Genomic DNA, 17,532 nt, shown 5'->3' with positions numbered 1-17,532 from the left:
TATACCTATTTCGCTAATTAATGTATAGGAAGAAGGGTGTTTTTCATTAAATTGTCTCATTTAATAAAACATCCCATACAATTTGATATTAAATTTTTATTTCCTGGGTAATATTTTGTCGAAAGAAGTCATATTTGACAAGGGTTTGACTAGTCTAATGTGACTTAAATAGTTATATTTTTAATTATTATTCGGTACAATAGATATTACAATACTGTTAACTTTTCTACAATTTAGTGAAAAGAGGGGTTCTAAATGTATGCACATATGACAAATGGAACGATTGATTTTTTGATGAAATTAACAGAAAAGCACCCTACCATTCCATTTCACTTTATGAGTGGTACATCCAAGGATGTTGCTTATTATGAAGGAGTTAAGAAGAAATATTTCCAAGCGGGAAGAAGTTTTGAAATACTCGTACAACTAGGCGAAATTCAAGAACAAGGATATGTAGTGATGAATCATATACCTGTGTTAGATGAAGGAAGACCAGTATTTGAAGATAATTTTAGAAAGAGGAAAGATGAAATACATCATCAAAAAGGGTTTCAAGCATTTCGGTTATTAAAACCATTAAAAGGAAATACATATGTTGTCTTTACACAGTGGGACTCCGCAAATAGTTATGAGCAGTGGAAGAACTCTAAAGAATTTCAAAAAGCACATACAAACATAAAACCACCCGCCTACTTCGCAGACAGACCATTTGTAAATGTGTATCAGATGATAGAAGAGGAATAATGTGAAATGGGGTCCGTCCTCAATACAACACCGTGTACTAAAGACAGACCCCATTGTAATAGGTATTTACTTAATTCAACACATACTCCTCAAAAAATGCCTCATACACTTCTTCTGTTTGTTGACCTTCTAAACGAACTACTTCTTTTCCATCTTCATAATGAACAAGAGTTGGTGTAGATTGAATTCCAAACATTTGAACATCACGAGCAAATTCTAGTAGATTTAATTTTTTCATATCCACATCCATTTCCTCTGCTAAAGGAACAAGATATGGTGTTGTTGCCTTACAGAAAGAACAGGTTGGGCTGTAATAATAAACCGTTACAGACTCTCCGCTTTCTACTTTTTCAATTAAATCATCAGGTAGAATTTGATTTCCGTAGTTTGGATCCTTTAACTGGTCAATTGTTGCTTGCTCCAAATCATCAGTACCATATGGATTATTTTCTAACGCTTTACTGTTCTTATAATTTATAACTACGAATAAAGCAACAAATAGAACTACAATTGCTGCAATGATTGCTATCATTTTCTTTTGCATATTATTTCCCCCTAGCTTGTTTTAATAAAATGAAATGAGTAACAAAAATAATAATAAAAGCTGTACCAGCCATAAATGGAATCGTAATAAATCCAAAGTAATTCACATATTCCACATTACAAGGTACTAATCCACAAGCACCACCAACTTCATTAAGGGCAGGTAATTTTTGTAATAAATAATGATATGTAGATACACACATACCTATTCCGCTTAATATCAAACCAGGTAAAGCAATGGACATATCTTTCTTAAATAGTGCAGTACCATAAATTATTACTAATGGGTACATAAGTATACGCTGGAACCAACACAATTCACATGGTTCATATCCCACTATTTCAGAGTAAAATAAACTACCTGCTGTTGCTAATACTGCAACTCCCCATATCCCTAGTAGAATATTTTCTCTATTTTTACCAAGATCCATATTGGTTTCTCCTCATTTTATATTTCCCTAGTATTATACTAGGATTACGAACAAAAAACAAAAAGGAGAGCTTAGAAATGCTCTCAAGATTTTAATAAATTATTTTTATGAACATATACGGCTGCTTGTGTCCGGTCATGTACATCTAGTTTAGCCAATATATTCGAAACATGTGTTTTCACGGTTTTTATACCGATATATAAATGCTCGCCAATTTCCTGATTCGTCATCCCATTTCCAATACATAAGAGAACTTCCATTTCTCTTTCTGTTAAACTATCATGAAGCTTACGTTTTTCCCCTCTGAAACTAGTCATCATTTTACTTGCTACTTTAGGTTCGATGACATTTTCTCCATTAGCTGCTTTTTTTATTGCTCGAACAATTTCATCGCCTGATGATGTTTTCAATATATAGCTAAACGCCCCGGCCTCTAATGCAGGAAAAACTTGGCTGTCGTCGTAATAACTTGTTAAGATAATGATCTTGCATGCTGGGAATTCTTTCATTACTAATTTTGTCGCATCAATTCCTGTCCCGTTATCCATCATTAAATCCATTAATACAACATCTGGCTTTTCTTTAAGAATCAATTGTGCACCTTCATTCCCACTCCCTGCTTGACCAATTACATCTATATCTGGGTCTGTTTGTAAGTACGAGATGATTCCTTTTCTAACTATGTCATGGTCATCCACTACTATGACACGTATCATTCTGCATCCTCCCTTTCCCCTTCATTAAATTTCTCTATTCAACACGGAATCCTTATATCAATATATGTCCCTTCATCTTTATTCGACCTAATTGTAAAGGTTCCTCCTAATTCTTCACTTCTTTCTTTCATCGTTTTCAATCCATACGATGTTTTTTTCGTATTATCATTAGATAAATCAAATCCCTTTCCATTATCTGCAATATGCGTAAAGAGTTCTTTCCCACGTTTTAGTAATTCTATTTTTACCTCTGTTGCGTTCGCATGCCGTAAAATATTGGAAAGAGACTCCTGGATAATTCGAAATACATGCTCTTCAATCGTATCCGCTACTTTCAATGTATCATCTATATCTACCTGGAAGTTTATTTGTGACTTTTGTTTTAATTCTGCAACAAGCTTTTTAATACCTTTTGGTAACGGATCACCAGATAAATGTACGGGTCTTAAATGAAGTAGTAAAGCACGCATTTCTGCTTGCGCTTGATGAGCTGCACTTGCAACATCTATCATTTGTTCTTTTGCTAAAGTTGGATTTGTATCTAATTGTTTAATAGATGCCTCTGTAATCATCGTTAAGGCAAAAAGTTGTTGGCTAACTGCATCATGTAAATCTCTTGCGATACGCTGCCTCTCCTCAATAACAGCTGATTTATGTGCAGACTTCGCTAATTCTGCCTTTTCATCAGCAAGTCGTCTTAGTGATTTTACTTGGCTCTGTAGTTTTTCTCCTAGCTCATTTAATTCATTACCAATTCTAGCTAGTTCATCACCTTCATTAAAATAAATCTTAGATTGATAGTTTCCATTAGAAAATTGCGTGATTAATACGGATAAATAATCCATTCGTTGTTTCATATCTCCACTTGAACGAAAACCAACATAAAGTGAAACGATAAATGCAATCCCTGCATATAAGCCAATAAATAAAAAGATGGCTTCAGGGGTAAGCCAGGTTGGACTCACAACAACATAAACAGAAAGTAGGATCGCAAGGATGATGACTAACGTTAAGAACACCCCATTAAAATGTGAGATAATGTAACTATAACGAATACTTGAAAAGCGTTGTTTCATTGTATTCTCCCCCTGTTTTAGACATAATCAATGCGAATCGATCCAGCCTTTAATTTCAATGTAAAATTAATTTTTCTCTTCGCTGAATCATAGTTAGGCGTTTGGTAGCTTAAGGACCGGTTAATCCCGTCCACCTGATTGCCAATAATATCGATATCTCCCGCCTTCACGGAAGCAGTAACTTTGAAGTCTAAATTTTCGGGAATAAGCATATGAACATCACCAGCTAATGAACTTATTGTTACAGGGATCTCTTTCTCTGGAATATATGCTTTGGAGAAATCATAATAAAAATCTCCAGCTAATGTCTTAATCATCATTGGCTCAACTTTCCAGTTCGGTTGATTATATTCATGATTGCCGACAGTAAAATAAGAACTATTCTCGTCCTTCCTAAATTCAGAACCATTTCTATGAATAATCACTTTTGGTTTTGACGAGTTTCCAATAAACATAAACCCCATATATATAATTAACAGTGGCCATAGTTTGACAACATCTCTAAATGCAAATTCAATTATTTCGAAGCGATCGAATAATAACAACGTACCAAAGATAAGTAGAAATGAGCCCCAAGTCCAACTTCCACCTATTTTTCTCATTCGATCGATCATTAATTTTAAACCATATAATACAAAGAACGTTGGATAAATATATCCCCAAGCATTCTTACTATTAAATTCTAGTAATCCAATATTTTCTAAGACTAAAATAAGTCCAAAAGCAATTAATATTGCTGCGATGATATATCTAAAAAATCCTCTTCTCATACTGAATCGCTCCCATACGAAATGTTAAATCCTAGTATTTTCTTATTCCTAAAGTTATACAATGCTATAAGGGTTACAACTATTCCGCTAACAAATATGATCCATTTTATATCAATACCAACTGCAATTAAGGATGAAGTAACCACATAGGAGACAGGTGTTAATCCAGTTGAAACTGTCATAAACATACTCATAATTCTGCCAAGCATCTGTTTGTCCGTAGTCTGTTGTAGCATGGTAAACAACGGAATATTAACGATTTGAGTTAATACCGCCATTAATGCAACTAGACCAGCCATCATCCAAATATTTGCTGATAATCCCATGACACTGAATGATACACCTAATCCACTTAACCCAATTAAGACTGTCTTACCAGGACTTTTCAATTTCCAACTAGCGAGTAAAATTGCTCCGAACAAAGCACCGATTCCCATAGCAGTTTGAACAGTTGCTAGATGTGCTGCACTACCATCGAAGATATCTTTTACAATTACTGGCATTCCAATGGCGATTGGTCCAGAGAAAAAGAAGTTTAAGAAGAATGCCATAATGACAACCGAAATAATTAATTCTTTCTTACGTGCGTACTGGAAACCTTCTTTTAAGTCAGAAATTGGTGATTTCTTTTTATTTTCTTCTTGACTTTCTTTTTTCAAACGAATAAACAAAACAGCGATCGATGCAAGGAGTAACATGATGAATGCAACAGAGAATACGCCTTCAAAACCTAATAATGCAATTAATGTTCCCCCTAGTGCAGGACCTAGAATCGGACTTATTTGAGCAGTCATCTGAATAAATGAATTCCCTCTTTGTAGCTGATCTTTTTCTAATAAAGTAGGTATGAGAGATTGCATTGCTGGATAACTAAACGCATCTGAAATCCCAAATAATCCTGATAATACTAATAGATGCCAAACCTCTATTTGATTAGTTATAATTAGCAAAATTAATACACCTATTAATAATGCCCTAGAAAAATCGGACCAAAATAGAATGGTACGTTTATTTAAACGGTCAGCAACTATCCCTCCCACCATTAGCAATATGAGTCTAGGTATTGCTGCCATAAAAAACAACATTCCGAAATAAAAACGATTTTCTGTAATATTCAGCATTAACCATTCGGCTCCAATTAAATAAACAAAATAACCTGGTGAGGAAAATAATGCACTAACTAATAGCAATACAAAGTTGCGGTTATGAAAAATAGGGACTTTTATCTTCTCTTCTTTCACCGTTGCTTCCATCTGACTGTGCTCCCTTCTATCTTTCCTGTTACTTATATAGTAGTCATGAATGAAAGAAGGGAAAACCAACTCTAGAATGCTTTTCTCTCCGCCTTAAGACCGAGATCTTAATTTATGAACCCATTCATATACAAATATTAATGCTAGCAAGCACATAAATCCAAAAACAAACCCAGCAATAATATCGGTTAAGTAATGAACATTAATGACATATCGACTAATTCCAATGAGACATACGAGTAAAGCAAAAAATACTTGAAGAACCAATACAATTCTAGTTGATTTAATCTTCTTTGCTAGAAAGTAAGATATAAGCCCATAACAAACAATTGGAACCATCGCATGTCCAGATGGAAAACTTTCTCCAACAGCATTTGCTTCTTCCAGAATCGATGGTCGTTCCCTAGCTACAAGATCTTTTATTAAATTATTAGCTTTATGAGTTAGAAAGACACCTAATCCAAAAACTACACCCGGTAACCAATCACGAAATCCAATAACAAGTAAGATCGTGACGACTGCCACAAATGGGTACATGAAAGACTCAGAACCTAAATTAGTGATTACTCGGAAAAAACTATAGATGTATGTATCAGGAAACGTATCTACTAAAGCTCTTGTCCAACTATCAATCAGTGGTACTTGTCCACGTATTATTTTAACAATCCATATACTAATTACGATTAACATTACTAAGATAAAACTAGTTAGCACCAAATGGCGTCTCTTCATATGAAATACCCCTTTTATTCAATATCTTATTGACCTTATCATACCTTATTTCTGAATAATATAATATCATTTATGCATAATTAAAGTGCTATAATAATAGAAAGATAAAAGGAGGTATTATTACTATGTTAGAAAAAATATATCAATCTATTGAATCAATATATCCACAAATGGTAGAAATACGCAGATATTTACATCAATATCCTGAACTGTCTTTTAAAGAATATAAAACAGCACAATACATAGCTAATTTTTATGAGGAATTAAACATCCCTTATCAAACTGGGGTTGGAGGTAATGGAGTAGTAGCTACATTAGAAGGGGCAAAACCTGGAAAGACAATTGCATTACGTGCTGACTTTGACGCTCTACCAATTCAAGATGAGAAAGATGTACCTTATAAATCAAAAATTGACGGTGTCATGCACGCCTGTGGTCATGATGGACATACCGCAACACTATTAGGATTGGCAAAAGTAATGAAATCCTATCAAGATAAATTACCTGGTACTATTGTTTTCCTTCACCAACATGCAGAGGAATATGCTCCAGGTGGTGCAAAACCAATGATTGAAGCAGGTGTACTAGAAAATGTGGATGCGGTATTTGGTAATCACTTATGGGCTACAACACCAGTTGGAACGATAGAAACTTCTAAAGGAGTATTCATGGCTGGTGCAGATCGATTTGAAATTAAAATTCAAGGTCAAGGTGGACATGGAGCCTATCCTCATGAAACAAAAGATGCTGTCGTTATCGGTTCGCAAATTGTTACACAACTACAGCAAATTGTAAGTCGACGCATTGATCCACTTGAAACAGCAGTAGTTACTGTAGGAGTATTTGAAGCTGGCAATGCCTTTAATATTATTGCTGATACTGCTAGATTAGTAGGAACGGTTCGTTATTTAAACACAGATATTCAAGAGCAAATAATTGAAGAAATAGAGAGAATTATTAGTGGTATTTGTACTGCTAATGATTGTTCATATACATTGGACTATAAGAAAGGTTATCCACCTGTAATCAACCATGAATCAGAGGCGACACTTATTTTAGATGTTGCTAGTAAGCTACCAGAAGTCAAGCAAGCTGCTGAAGTGATTCCTAGCATGGGCGGAGAAGATTTTGCTTATTACTTACAAGAGAGACCAGGGGCATTCTTCTTTACAGGGGCACAAAAAGAAGGTAATCCATATCCACATCATCACCCACATTTTGACTTTGATGAGCGCGCAATGTCAATTGCAGCAAAAACTTTGATTAGTGCGTATTTTGCTTATCAGGAGAAATAATATGCTGGTAAAGAGGCTACTTATGTTAGCCTCTTTTTTGATAATTTTTCCCAATTTTTACGAAACTTTTCTTTTCTCTATCCGTATTGAAATACAGAGAATAAGAAAAAGGAGAGTAAAAAATGTTAAAGAATTATGAAGCACGTCACTTTTTTATGGCAATTGGGATAGGTATTTTACTTATTTCACCAATTTCACTTGTCTTTATTCCTACTTTTATTGGAAATAGCATATATCATACACCAGGGACTTGGATTGTAATGGTACCAAAGCTAAGCTATATCCTGTACGGTAGTGGCTGCGCTCTTTTAGTAATCGCATTTTTCCTTATGTACTTTGCTGTTCTAAAGAAATATTCAATTATATTAGGTATTATTTTGATAATCGGTGGTGTAATCTTGCTCATACATGGTACTAGACCATTCACTGCTATTTCTGATGATGGAATTAAAATGAGAGCTGATACTGGAAAAGAAATTTCTTCCTATACATGGCAGGATATCGAATACATTAACTATTATGATGTCATTAGAAGTGAAGGATTTGATCAATTTGAATTTCATTTTAACGATGGAACCCGATTATTACTAACTGAAAATGGTTATCTAATGCCTTATCATAAAGCACTAATGGCCAAAATTCGAGATGAGCAGCTAGCTGTTAATTGGAAATAAAAACTTGTAAAAAATGCTTAAAAGAGGCTGGGATAAAACTAAATTTCTAATTATAAAACCGGACAATACGATACATTAGCTCCGGGAATACACGTAGACTCCTGCGGGAAGCAAGGCTTCGGTGAGACCCCGCAGTGCGTTAGCACGAGGAGGCTCACCAGCCGCCCGCGGCGAGGTAGACACTGCGATGGTACTTTCGAGCAGATGTCGCCCCGGTACTGGAAGTGAAAGCGAAGTATATTTCCGGAGCGGGTTAGTTGCACCCAAATCGTATAGTTCGGTTTTTACTATGTAGAAAATGCTATTTTCCCAGCCTCTTTTACTTATGCTATTTTTCGTTTTACATAACCATTAATAAAAAGATACGTAAATAAAATTCCTCCAAATAAGATGACTACAAAACCAAGATAAGCTTGTGCTATTACAAACACAACACCGTACATAATGGTTTGAACAATTGCTAATTGCTTAAGCCAAGTTAACAGTGCAGTTTCCCTATTTTTCATCTCTACTGGATATAAATCCAACCACATAATCGTACGATGATGCTGATATAACGTCATCATTTGGAAACTACTCATATATATAAATAAAATAGCAAATGCTAATTTCACCCATATATTAGGGATAACATATATAAACAATCCACCAATAATAATTAGGCGGATATACATATTTAAATAATCCCCATCACGAATAAACGTAATTCGATATAAGTAATCATATGTATTTCTATTGGCAAATGGAATTCTTTTTTCCAAGATAGCAACTAGCCAATGTCTCTGTTTAACTCGATTTTTCAAGTGCGGTACATCGGTAAACATATTTGCAAATCGATAGAAGGCTTGTAACCGGCTGATATCTTTTTCTAGAAGCAATTCCCAGTGCAGACCGGCTTGTTTACGCGATACGCTAAAGTCGTATAAAAAAATAATAATAAAGAAAATAGTCGTAATTCCTGCGAGTAACATTTCTCCACTTATTAAAAAGTAGAATACAGCAATATTAAATACTAATCGAACCACTTGATCAATATATCGAATATTTTGCTCTCTTACTTTTAGCATCCACCAATTTGCTATTAGATTCCATAATTTAAAAATTAATACAATCAATATCGTTAATAAATAAGTTCTTCCGGTTCTTTCTTCAAAAGAGGCGAAATATAGTGGGCCAAAAGCAGCCGTTACAATGGCAACAATATACAATTGAAGTACAAAGCTATAAATAATAGCATTGCGAAAATATGCCTTCATTTTATGTTCCGCCGGGATTAAAAAGACTACATCTGGCTCTTTTAATAAAGTTCTTACAGGACTATAACTGACAACTAATCCTAAAACAATCCCCATGAGCCATGTAGTTGGAAAGTCTTCAGGCAGAACCTTTAATAATTCTTGATAATAATACGCAAGTGCCGCTATGAAGAATAACATTGCAAATGCAATATGGCCATTAAATATATATTTTAAATATCTACTCATGTCCTTTAAATGCGCATTAAATCGATTCATAAAAAATTCATGGGCATTAAACATGGCTATCTTCCTTTGTTAATTGAACATATAAGTCATCTAGCGTCGCCTTTGGCATATCAAACTGCTCTCTTAATTGTTCTAACGTACCTAACGCTCGCACTTCTCCATCATGTAAAATAACAAATCGATCACAATAGCGTTCTGCAGTTGCCAGAATATGTGTTGACATTAATATTCCCGATCCGTTTTCCTTCATTTCATCCATTAACTGTAAGTAGGATTGAATGCCAAGTGGATCTAACCCAACAAAAGGCTCGTCCACAATATAAAGCGGCGGCTCAATTAAAAACGCACACATAATCATAACTTTTTGACGCATTCCTTTTGAAAAATGAACTGGAAACCACTTTAATTTCTTTTCTAAACGAAATTCCTTTAGTAGCACTTTTAGTCTCTTTTCAAACAAGTCCTCTGGTATATTGTATGCCATCGCTGTTAAACGAAGATGTTCATACAATGTTAACTCATCATATAGAATTGGCATTTCTGGAATATATGCTAATTGATTTCTATATTCGGTCGGATTTTCTTTAAATGTCTTCCCATTAATTGAAATAGATCCTTTTTTTGGCTGCATAATTCCAATAACATGCTTAATGGTTGTACTTTTACCTGCACCATTTAATCCAATTAGACCTACTATCTCCTTCGCATTTACTTCAAACGAAATACCGTGAAGAACATTTTTATGGGTGTAGCCCCCAACTAGATCTTTAATTTGTAGTAAAGGTTCCATTACTTTCCCCCCTCATCATTCACTTGTTAAAAATTTTATCATTTATATGTGTAAAATCCAAAAGAAACTCTTATACGATTTTCGACATTTTCTTAAAAAAATGTGTATATATTTAAAAAAACAGTTCAAAATACTAGTGTAGGGTCGAGGAAGGCAACAACCAATTGTTCAACACAAATGAGGTGTTAGTATTGGAAAATGAAGATGCTTCACTAAAAAATGTGTTTAAAAAACAAATGGGGTGTTGACGAAAGATAATCTAATGAAATAAAACCCTTTTGTTAGAAGACATCTCAACGCCAAGGGATACTAACAAAAAGGTTTTTGTAGAACCAGTTAAATTGCATTAGCAAGGTAACGGTAAATACAAGTCCCCACATTAGTTTATGAACCTCGGCTCTACACAGGCAGGCTCGTCCTTATGGGCGATGCCTGTTTTTATTTGTGTATTTGGAGATCTGGAATAAGGTAAGTTGGCTTTTCTCGGTAGATTTTAATGCAAGGAATACTTTTACTTCCGTGAGAGCACTTCTCTCGGTAGTATCTTAACTTAAGTAATAAACTTTCTTCTGTGAGAGCGTGTCTCTCGGTAGTATTTTAACTCAAGTAATAAACTTTCTTCTGTGAGAGCACTCCTCTCGGTAGCGTCTTAACTTAAGTAATAAACTTTCTTCCGTGAGAGCACTTCTCTCGGTAGTATCTTAGCTCAAGTAATAAACTTTCTTCCGTGAGAGCACTCCTCTCGGTAGTATCTTAACTCAAGTAATAACCTTTCTTCCGTGAGAGCACTCCTCTCGGTAGTATCTTAACTCAAGTAATAACCTTTCTTCCGTGAGAGAGCTCCTCTCGGTAGCATCTTAACTCAAGTAATAAACTTTCTACCATGAGTGCACCCCTCTCGGTAGTATCTTAACTTAAATAATAATCTTCTTACCGTGATAAACCCCTCTCGCGTTATTTAAAACGACCCTCCCCCACCATAAAACTTTACATCCGCCAACCCAACTATATACAATAGAGGTAAAAGTTAGGAGATGATTGAAATGGCACATGAAAATTGTATTTTTTGTAAAATTGTAGCTGGAGAAATCCCTTCTGCTAAAGTATACGAAGATGATGAAGTGTACGCGTTTTTAGATATTAGTCAGGTTACGAAAGGACATACATTAGTAATCCCTAAAACGCATGTAAAAAACATTTATGAAACACCAAGTGAGGTGGCTAGTTCATTATTTGCAAGAGTGCCCCGAATTGCGAATGCAATTAAAGATACATATCAACCAGCGGGGATGAACTTACTTCAAAATAATGAAGCAGCTGCTGATCAGTCTGTTTTCCATATTCATATTCACTTAATACCAAGATATGGTGAAGGTGATGGGTTCTCATCGAACTGGACGGTCCATACAGATGAGTATAAACCAGAAGATTTACAACATATCGCTTCTGAAATTAACAAAAATATAAACTAGTCTAAAATTACTAATAATTTTAAAATTACCCTTTTTATTTTAAGTGATGTTTGTTATACTTAAAATAAGTTTCTGCAACTGACAACGAGTGTACAGTTGAGGAACTAAAATAAAAGAGCTGAGAGAAGCTTAGATGAGGAGAGTTACAAATGAATACAAGGATTTTAGTCATTCTGTCACTACTAGTGGGGATGGGTGCAGTATTGCACTTTATCATGCCAGCTTTCTATGGTGTTACGCCAGACATGATGTTGGCCATGATGTTTATTGGAATTATGCTGTTTCCTAAACTAAAGTATGTAAGTGTACTAGCATTAGCAACGGGTGCATTATCGGCATTGACATCACAAGCACCTGGTGGACAAATTGCTAATATGTTGGAAAAACCGATTACAGCATTAATCTTTTTTGCACTATTTCTTTTAATCAAGGATAGAGTAAATATAAAGATTAGCATTCCAGTACTAACTGCTGTTGGTACAATGATAAGTGGAACCATATTCCTATTCATTGTATTTTATGTAATTGGTTCAATGGAAGGTGTGCTTATATTAGCATTTTCATCTGCAGTATTACCTGCTGCAGTGTTAAACACGATTCTATTGGTTATCATTTACCCAGTTGTTCAACAAATCTTAAAAAGATCGAAACCAATTCCTGTATAAAGAATGATATAATAAATCCTCTGGCATTATCTTGTCAGAGGATTTTTTACACGACAGTTTCCTATACATATTATATTGAATCAAAAAGGAAACTGGATTAATAAAATAGATGAAAATCGGAAAAAGTAAAATGAGTGGGAAAGGAGCGGGATTTATATGGCAAATGGTAAATCATTAGCCCTTGGCATTTTAGTAGGGAGTGTTATTGGTGCATCTGCAACATTATTAAGCACTCCAACATCAGGTAAAGAATTACGTACAAAAGTGAAGGATCAAAGTCTAGAATGGAAAGAAATGCTTGAAAATCTAAAACTTGATGGTCTTCGTTTGAAAAATCAAATTGCAGCCACTTCAAAAGAAGGAGTCTCCCTGATTAAAGATTTAACAGAAGAAATGAAAATCTCAATTGTTGATTGGAAAGAATCGGTAGAGCCACATCAAAAAAACATCCATCAATATTTAGAACAAATTGAGTCTAGCCTAAAAGATTTAGAAGAAAAAGTCCAAGGAAATAAATAATCATAAGAAAAAGCCTTCTCACTTAAGAGAAAGCTTTTTTATTATGATTATTTTGGTTCTAAATCTTCTATGGAATCAATATCCATATAAGCTGGAACAACTAGACCAATTTTCGCACCTATAAGATTAGCACCAAGGTCGATAAATTCATCCTGATAGCCCTCATAGAATTCTTTGTGTGTGATCGGCATCCATGGTGCCAAAGAAGCATCACCATCTCCATTAGCAATAGATTCAAATACTACTGCAACATCAACAGGTGTTACCGTTACATCAAATCCTTTTTGTTCCATTGCAAATTTCACAACATTTGCTGATGCTCGCTCAGAATCCCATGGAGTAGATACAAGTTCTACCTTAACACCATCCACCTCATTTACACCATCTAGCCACGTGTCCACTTTGTCCTGATTATCTTCTACCCATCTTTGGGCAACAACGTCAATATCATCACCAGTTTCTTTCGATTCGTACATAATACCTTCCATATCTTCTACATCCCAGCTAAACTGTTCTAACACTTTATACGCTTCTGGCTTTTCTTCTTCCAATCCTTTTCTTACTATCGTTCTAATTTCTTCCTCGCCACCGTAGATTCCTTTTGGATCTTCTAAATACTTCATGTCAGGATGTTTTGCAAATGTCCAATGTGGGTTCCACCCAGTAATAATAATTGGTTCTTCATTTTCAATTGCTTTATCTAACTCAGATGCCATTGCTGCAGTTGAGGATAGTTCAACTGTCCACCCACTTAAAGAGTCATATTCTTCAATAGCCTTTTCTGTCGTCACACTAATACCTGCTCCTGGTTCAATGCCAGTAATTGTATAATCTACCGCTTCACTATAACTTTTATTATCATTTGTTGTTTCGGAACTATCATCTCCACAAGCTGATAAGACAAGTGCTCCTATTAAACCGAAACCTATTAAAAATTTCCTCATTACTTTACAAAACCCCTTTTAAAATTATTCACCAAAAACTTACTTAATTTTCTAACATTTACCACAAAAATAAAAGCAGACATTTTTCCTGTCTGCCTTTATTTTACTGTCCTTATTTTGCTTCTAAATCTTCAATTGAATCAATGTCCATATATGATGGAACAACTAGACCGATTTTTGCACCTTCAAGGTTTGCACCAAGGTCAACAAGTTGGTCTTTATATTCTTCATATAAATCACCATGTGTTCCAGGTAACCAAGCTGCTACCATAGCGTCACCTTCACCGTTAGCAACAGCTTGCCACATAACAGCATTGTCAAGTGGTGTTACAGTAACGTTAAAGCCCAAGTCTTCTAACACTTTACCTACTACATGAGTAGACGCAACTTCTGTATCCCATTCTACATATACTAATTCGATTTCTTTTCCATCTACTTCTTCTGCGCCTTCTGTCCATTCAGCAACTTTTTCAGCATTATCTTCAACCCAAGCTGCAGCTACTTCTTCAGGATCTCCGCCATCTGTAATTTCTAACATTACTGAGTTCATATCATCTTCTGTCCAGAAGAATTGATCTAACACTTTGTATGCATTTGGCATATCTTCTTCTAATCCTTGACGAGCCATTGTAGCAATGATTTCTTCATCACCATAAACACCTTTTGGATCTTCTAAATATTTCAGGTCATATTTTGCAAATTTCCAGTGTGGAGACCAACCAGTTACAATAATCGGTTCTTCATTTTTAATAGCTTCTCCTAGAGCAGTAGCCATTGCACCACTAGAAGATGCTTGTACTTCCCAACCATCTAGGCCATATTCTTCAACAACACGTTCAGATGCTTTAAATACACCTGCACCTGCCTCAATACCAGTGATTTTGTAATCAACAGCTTCACTATAATTTACTTCTCCATTATCTCCGGAAGTTGAATTATCTGAAGAATTATTATCATCAGATCCACACCCTGCTGCTACAAGTGTTAATGAAAGTCCTAGTGCTAAGCCAAGACGTTTCCAGTTACGTTTAAACATAAAATAAATACTCTCCTTCGTTTTGTGTTATATATGGAACTTCTCACTAAAGAGAAGGTGCCAACTAATTTAAACTATATTAATTACTCTTTTGAGTTTGCACTTTGTGTGAAACGGTCAATAATAATTGCAAGAATAACAATTCCAATACCAGCAACGAAACCAGTTCCTACTTGTGCACGTTGTAGGGCAGATAATACTTCCCTTCCTAGTCCAGGTGCACCAATCATAGATGCCGTAACAACCATTGATAGAGCTAGCATTACGGTTTGGTTTATACCAGCCATGATTGTTGCTTTCGCCATTGGTAATTCAACTTTTATTAATTTTTGCATACCAGTACTACCAAATGCCTCAGATGCTTCTACTAATTCTTTGGAAACTTGACGAATTCCAAGATTTGTAAAACGTACAGTTGGTGGTGTAGCAAAGATTAACGATGCAAACACACCTGGTACCATTCCAATTCCAAAGAATGCTACAGCTGGAATTAAATATACGAATGCAGGCATCGTCTGCATAAAGTCTAATATTGGTTTAATAATAGCTTCCGTTGTTTTACTTTTAGACATTAGGATACCTACAGGAACCCCTATGATGACGGATAATAAACTAGCAAGAAGAACTAATGTGAATGTATCCATTAAATGTTCCCATAAGCCTTGGTTATGAATTAACCATAGTCCCACAATAGAAAAAGCTGTTAATCCTAATTTCTTTCCACTTACAAAGAATGCTATTAATGCGACTAAGACAATAACAATAACAGGTGGAATCGACGTCAAACTATCGGATGTGAATTCCATAAAGCTACCAAAGTGCTCTTTAATAGGATCAAAAATAAATTCAAATGTTTCTGTAATGAAGTCAGTTACGCTTTCTGTCCAATCAGCAATTGGAATTCCTTCTGTGAACCATTCTTTAAGCATGGTGAGATTCCACCTCGCTTTCTCCAGCTAATGCGGCGATTACCGCTCCACGAACGATAATTCCAACCAATCTTTCATTTTCTACTACTGCAGTTGGAATTGGTGATCCGTTAATAATAGTAAAAATTTCATTCATCGGTGTATCCTTTTCAACTTGCTTTATATCTGTTCGTAATATTTCTGATATATCGCGAACATCATTTTTTATTGCTTCAGAAGCATCATCTGCAGTAACATACCCCTTTAAATTACGCTTACTATCTACTGCTAGAATGCTAGATATTCCTGCCTCTTTCATTCGCTCTAATGCTACTCTCGGGCCATGTTTTTCAACATTAATTGTTTCCGGACGTTTCATAATATGTTCCGCTGTTAAGATCTTCGAGCGATCGACATCTTCTACGAAACGTTCCACATAGTCATTAGCTGGATTCATCAGGATTTCTTCTGGTGTACCAATTTGTACAATGGAACCATCTTTCATTAATGCAATACGATCACCAAGACGTAGTGCTTCATCTAAATCATGTGTAATAAAAATGATGGTTTTCTTCATTGTAGACTGTAGATCAATTAGTTCATCCTGCATATCCTTACGAATTAATGGATCTAATGCTGAGAAAGCTTCATCCATCAGTAGTACTTCCGGATCATTCGCTAACGCCCTTGCTAACCCAACACGTTGCTGCATCCCTCCGGATAGTTGGTCAGGTTTTTGATCTAAATATCCTTCTAAACCAACTAGCTTTAACGCTTCCGTTGCTTTTTTAGCTCTTTCTTCCTTCGGCACCTTTTGAATTTCAAGGCCATACTCTGTATTTTGTAGAACAGTACGATTTGGAAATAGAGCAAATCGTTGAAACACCATTCCTAACTTTTCTCTTCTCACTTGGCGAAGTTGTTGTTTATCCATTTTCGCTAAGTCTTGGCCATTGATATACATATTCCCTTCTGTTGGCTCGATTAGACGGTTGATCAATCGTACTAATGTTGATTTACCACTACCAGATAGTCCCATTATTACGAAGATTTCTCCCTCTTCAACAGTAAAAGATGCTCTATTTACACCTACTGTACTTCCGGTTTTCTTTAAAATTTCTTCTTTTGTTAAACCTTTATCCAAAAGCTCTAGTGCTTGCTTTGCGTTCTTGCCAAATACTTTTGTAAGGTTTTTCGCCTCAATTATGGGCAAAGTACTCCACCTCTTTCTTAATACTCATCAAACTGCATTTATTATTAGATTAATAGAATGCATGAAGTCGACCGGTATGTTGTTTACTTGTATAACTATACCTTTTTTATATGAACTGGACAAACTTAATATTCCTTTATTTTCGATTGTATTTTTCATACAGTTAAAACTGTACGTATTAAACGGATGTTATCCTTTTAAATGCTCCATAATACTCCCAAATACGTACCAACTATCAATTTTTAAAATTCAACAGACTAATGTAAC

Annotated in this window: 19 protein-coding genes; 6 read left to right on the top strand and 13 right to left on the bottom strand. The window is 35.2% G+C overall.

Annotated elements, in window-relative coordinates; translation table 11 throughout:
• Window positions 1-255 precede the first annotated feature (255 nt).
• On the top strand, window positions 256-744 hold the full coding sequence (locus tag IEV35_RS08390; RefSeq protein WP_188384226.1) for an antibiotic biosynthesis monooxygenase family protein: 489 nt from the start codon (window positions 256-258) through the stop codon (window positions 742-744).
• A gap of 70 nt (window positions 745-814) precedes the next feature.
• On the opposite strand, the gene IEV35_RS08385 is transcribed toward IEV35_RS08390, so the two are convergent.
• The 7 genes from IEV35_RS08385 to IEV35_RS08355 form a co-directional block, all read right to left on the bottom strand.
• On the bottom strand, window positions 815-1,288 hold the full coding sequence (locus IEV35_RS08385; RefSeq protein WP_188384225.1) for a thioredoxin family protein: 474 nt from the start codon (window positions 1,286-1,288) through the stop codon (window positions 815-817).
• Window position 1,289: 1 nt separating this feature from the next.
• The gene (locus IEV35_RS08380; RefSeq protein WP_188384224.1) at window positions 1,290-1,718 is read right to left on the bottom strand and encodes a disulfide oxidoreductase; all 429 of its coding nucleotides are present in this window, start codon (window positions 1,716-1,718) and stop codon (window positions 1,290-1,292) included.
• Between the two features lie 83 nt (window positions 1,719-1,801).
• Entirely contained in the window at window positions 1,802-2,434 is a 633-nt protein-coding gene (locus IEV35_RS08375; RefSeq protein ID WP_188384223.1) for a response regulator transcription factor, read from the bottom strand.
• 38 nt (window positions 2,435-2,472) lie between these two features.
• Window positions 2,473-3,510 (bottom strand): sensor histidine kinase, encoded by a 1,038-nt coding sequence (locus IEV35_RS08370; RefSeq protein ID WP_188384222.1) that lies wholly within the window; start codon window positions 3,508-3,510, stop codon window positions 2,473-2,475.
• A gap of 17 nt (window positions 3,511-3,527) precedes the next feature.
• Window positions 3,528-4,280 (bottom strand): cell wall-active antibiotics response protein LiaF, encoded by a 753-nt coding sequence (gene liaF, locus IEV35_RS08365; RefSeq protein ID WP_188384221.1) that lies wholly within the window; start codon window positions 4,278-4,280, stop codon window positions 3,528-3,530.
• Window positions 4,277-5,533 (bottom strand): MFS transporter, encoded by a 1,257-nt coding sequence (locus tag IEV35_RS08360; protein WP_188384220.1) that lies wholly within the window; start codon window positions 5,531-5,533, stop codon window positions 4,277-4,279. Before IEV35_RS08360 ends, liaF begins: the two co-directional genes overlap by 4 nt.
• 93 nt (window positions 5,534-5,626) lie before the next feature.
• Window positions 5,627-6,265, bottom strand: coding sequence for a phosphatase PAP2 family protein (locus IEV35_RS08355; RefSeq protein ID WP_188384219.1), 639 nt, complete (start codon window positions 6,263-6,265; stop codon window positions 5,627-5,629).
• A 125-nt stretch (window positions 6,266-6,390) separates the two neighbouring features.
• On the opposite strand from IEV35_RS08355, the gene IEV35_RS08350 reads away from it, so the two are divergent.
• Entirely contained in the window at window positions 6,391-7,560 is a 1,170-nt protein-coding gene (locus tag IEV35_RS08350; RefSeq protein WP_188384218.1) for a M20 family metallopeptidase, read from the top strand.
• Window positions 7,561-7,682: 122 nt separating this feature from the next.
• Window positions 7,683-8,234: a hypothetical protein gene (locus IEV35_RS08345; RefSeq protein WP_188384217.1), complete on the top strand. Its 552-nt coding sequence runs from the start codon at window positions 7,683-7,685 to the stop codon at window positions 8,232-8,234.
• 323 nt (window positions 8,235-8,557) lie between these two features.
• On the opposite strand, the gene IEV35_RS08340 is transcribed toward IEV35_RS08345, so the two are convergent.
• Both IEV35_RS08340 and IEV35_RS08335 read right to left on the bottom strand, forming a co-directional pair.
• The gene (locus tag IEV35_RS08340) at window positions 8,558-9,772 is read right to left on the bottom strand and encodes an ABC transporter permease (RefSeq protein WP_188384216.1); all 1,215 of its coding nucleotides are present in this window, start codon (window positions 9,770-9,772) and stop codon (window positions 8,558-8,560) included.
• Window positions 9,765-10,508: an ABC transporter ATP-binding protein gene (locus IEV35_RS08335; protein WP_188384215.1), complete on the bottom strand. Its 744-nt coding sequence runs from the start codon at window positions 10,506-10,508 to the stop codon at window positions 9,765-9,767. Before IEV35_RS08335 ends, IEV35_RS08340 begins: the two co-directional genes overlap by 8 nt.
• Before the next feature lie 1,043 nt (window positions 10,509-11,551).
• Between IEV35_RS08335 and IEV35_RS08330 the strand changes: the two genes are divergently transcribed.
• The 3 genes from IEV35_RS08330 to IEV35_RS08320 all read left to right on the top strand — a co-directional run bounded on the left by IEV35_RS08330 (window position 11,552) and on the right by IEV35_RS08320 (window position 13,164).
• Entirely contained in the window at window positions 11,552-11,980 is a 429-nt protein-coding gene (locus tag IEV35_RS08330) for an HIT family protein (RefSeq protein ID WP_188384214.1), read from the top strand.
• A gap of 149 nt (window positions 11,981-12,129) precedes the next feature.
• The gene (locus IEV35_RS08325; protein WP_188384213.1) at window positions 12,130-12,645 is read left to right on the top strand and encodes a tryptophan transporter; all 516 of its coding nucleotides are present in this window, start codon (window positions 12,130-12,132) and stop codon (window positions 12,643-12,645) included.
• Between the two features lie 156 nt (window positions 12,646-12,801).
• Window positions 12,802-13,164 (top strand): YtxH domain-containing protein, encoded by a 363-nt coding sequence (locus IEV35_RS08320; RefSeq protein WP_188384212.1) that lies wholly within the window; start codon window positions 12,802-12,804, stop codon window positions 13,162-13,164.
• 47 nt (window positions 13,165-13,211) lie between these two features.
• Here the strand turns inward: IEV35_RS08320 and IEV35_RS08315 are convergent, their stop codons facing one another.
• The 4 genes from IEV35_RS08315 to IEV35_RS08300 all read right to left on the bottom strand — a co-directional run bounded on the left by IEV35_RS08315 (window position 13,212) and on the right by IEV35_RS08300 (window position 17,265).
• Entirely contained in the window at window positions 13,212-14,108 is an 897-nt protein-coding gene (locus IEV35_RS08315) for a glycine betaine ABC transporter substrate-binding protein (protein ID WP_188384211.1), read from the bottom strand.
• Window positions 14,109-14,220: 112 nt separating this feature from the next.
• On the bottom strand, window positions 14,221-15,144 hold the full coding sequence (locus IEV35_RS08310) for a glycine betaine ABC transporter substrate-binding protein (RefSeq protein WP_188384210.1): 924 nt from the start codon (window positions 15,142-15,144) through the stop codon (window positions 14,221-14,223).
• Window positions 15,145-15,227: 83 nt separating this feature from the next.
• On the bottom strand, window positions 15,228-16,073 hold the full coding sequence (locus IEV35_RS08305; RefSeq protein WP_188384209.1) for an ABC transporter permease: 846 nt from the start codon (window positions 16,071-16,073) through the stop codon (window positions 15,228-15,230).
• Window positions 16,066-17,265 (bottom strand): quaternary amine ABC transporter ATP-binding protein, encoded by a 1,200-nt coding sequence (locus tag IEV35_RS08300; protein ID WP_188384208.1) that lies wholly within the window; start codon window positions 17,263-17,265, stop codon window positions 16,066-16,068. The genes IEV35_RS08305 and IEV35_RS08300 overlap by 8 nt, the downstream gene beginning before the upstream one ends.
• Between the last annotated feature and the right edge of the window lie 267 nt (window positions 17,266-17,532).

It is taken from the genome of Ornithinibacillus halotolerans, assembly GCF_014637405.1.
Taxonomy (GTDB): Bacteria; Bacillota; Bacilli; order Bacillales; family Amphibacillaceae; genus Ornithinibacillus; species Ornithinibacillus halotolerans.
Note: the sequence above shows the minus strand (reverse complement) of the source record. Positions and strands in the feature narration are given on the sequence as shown.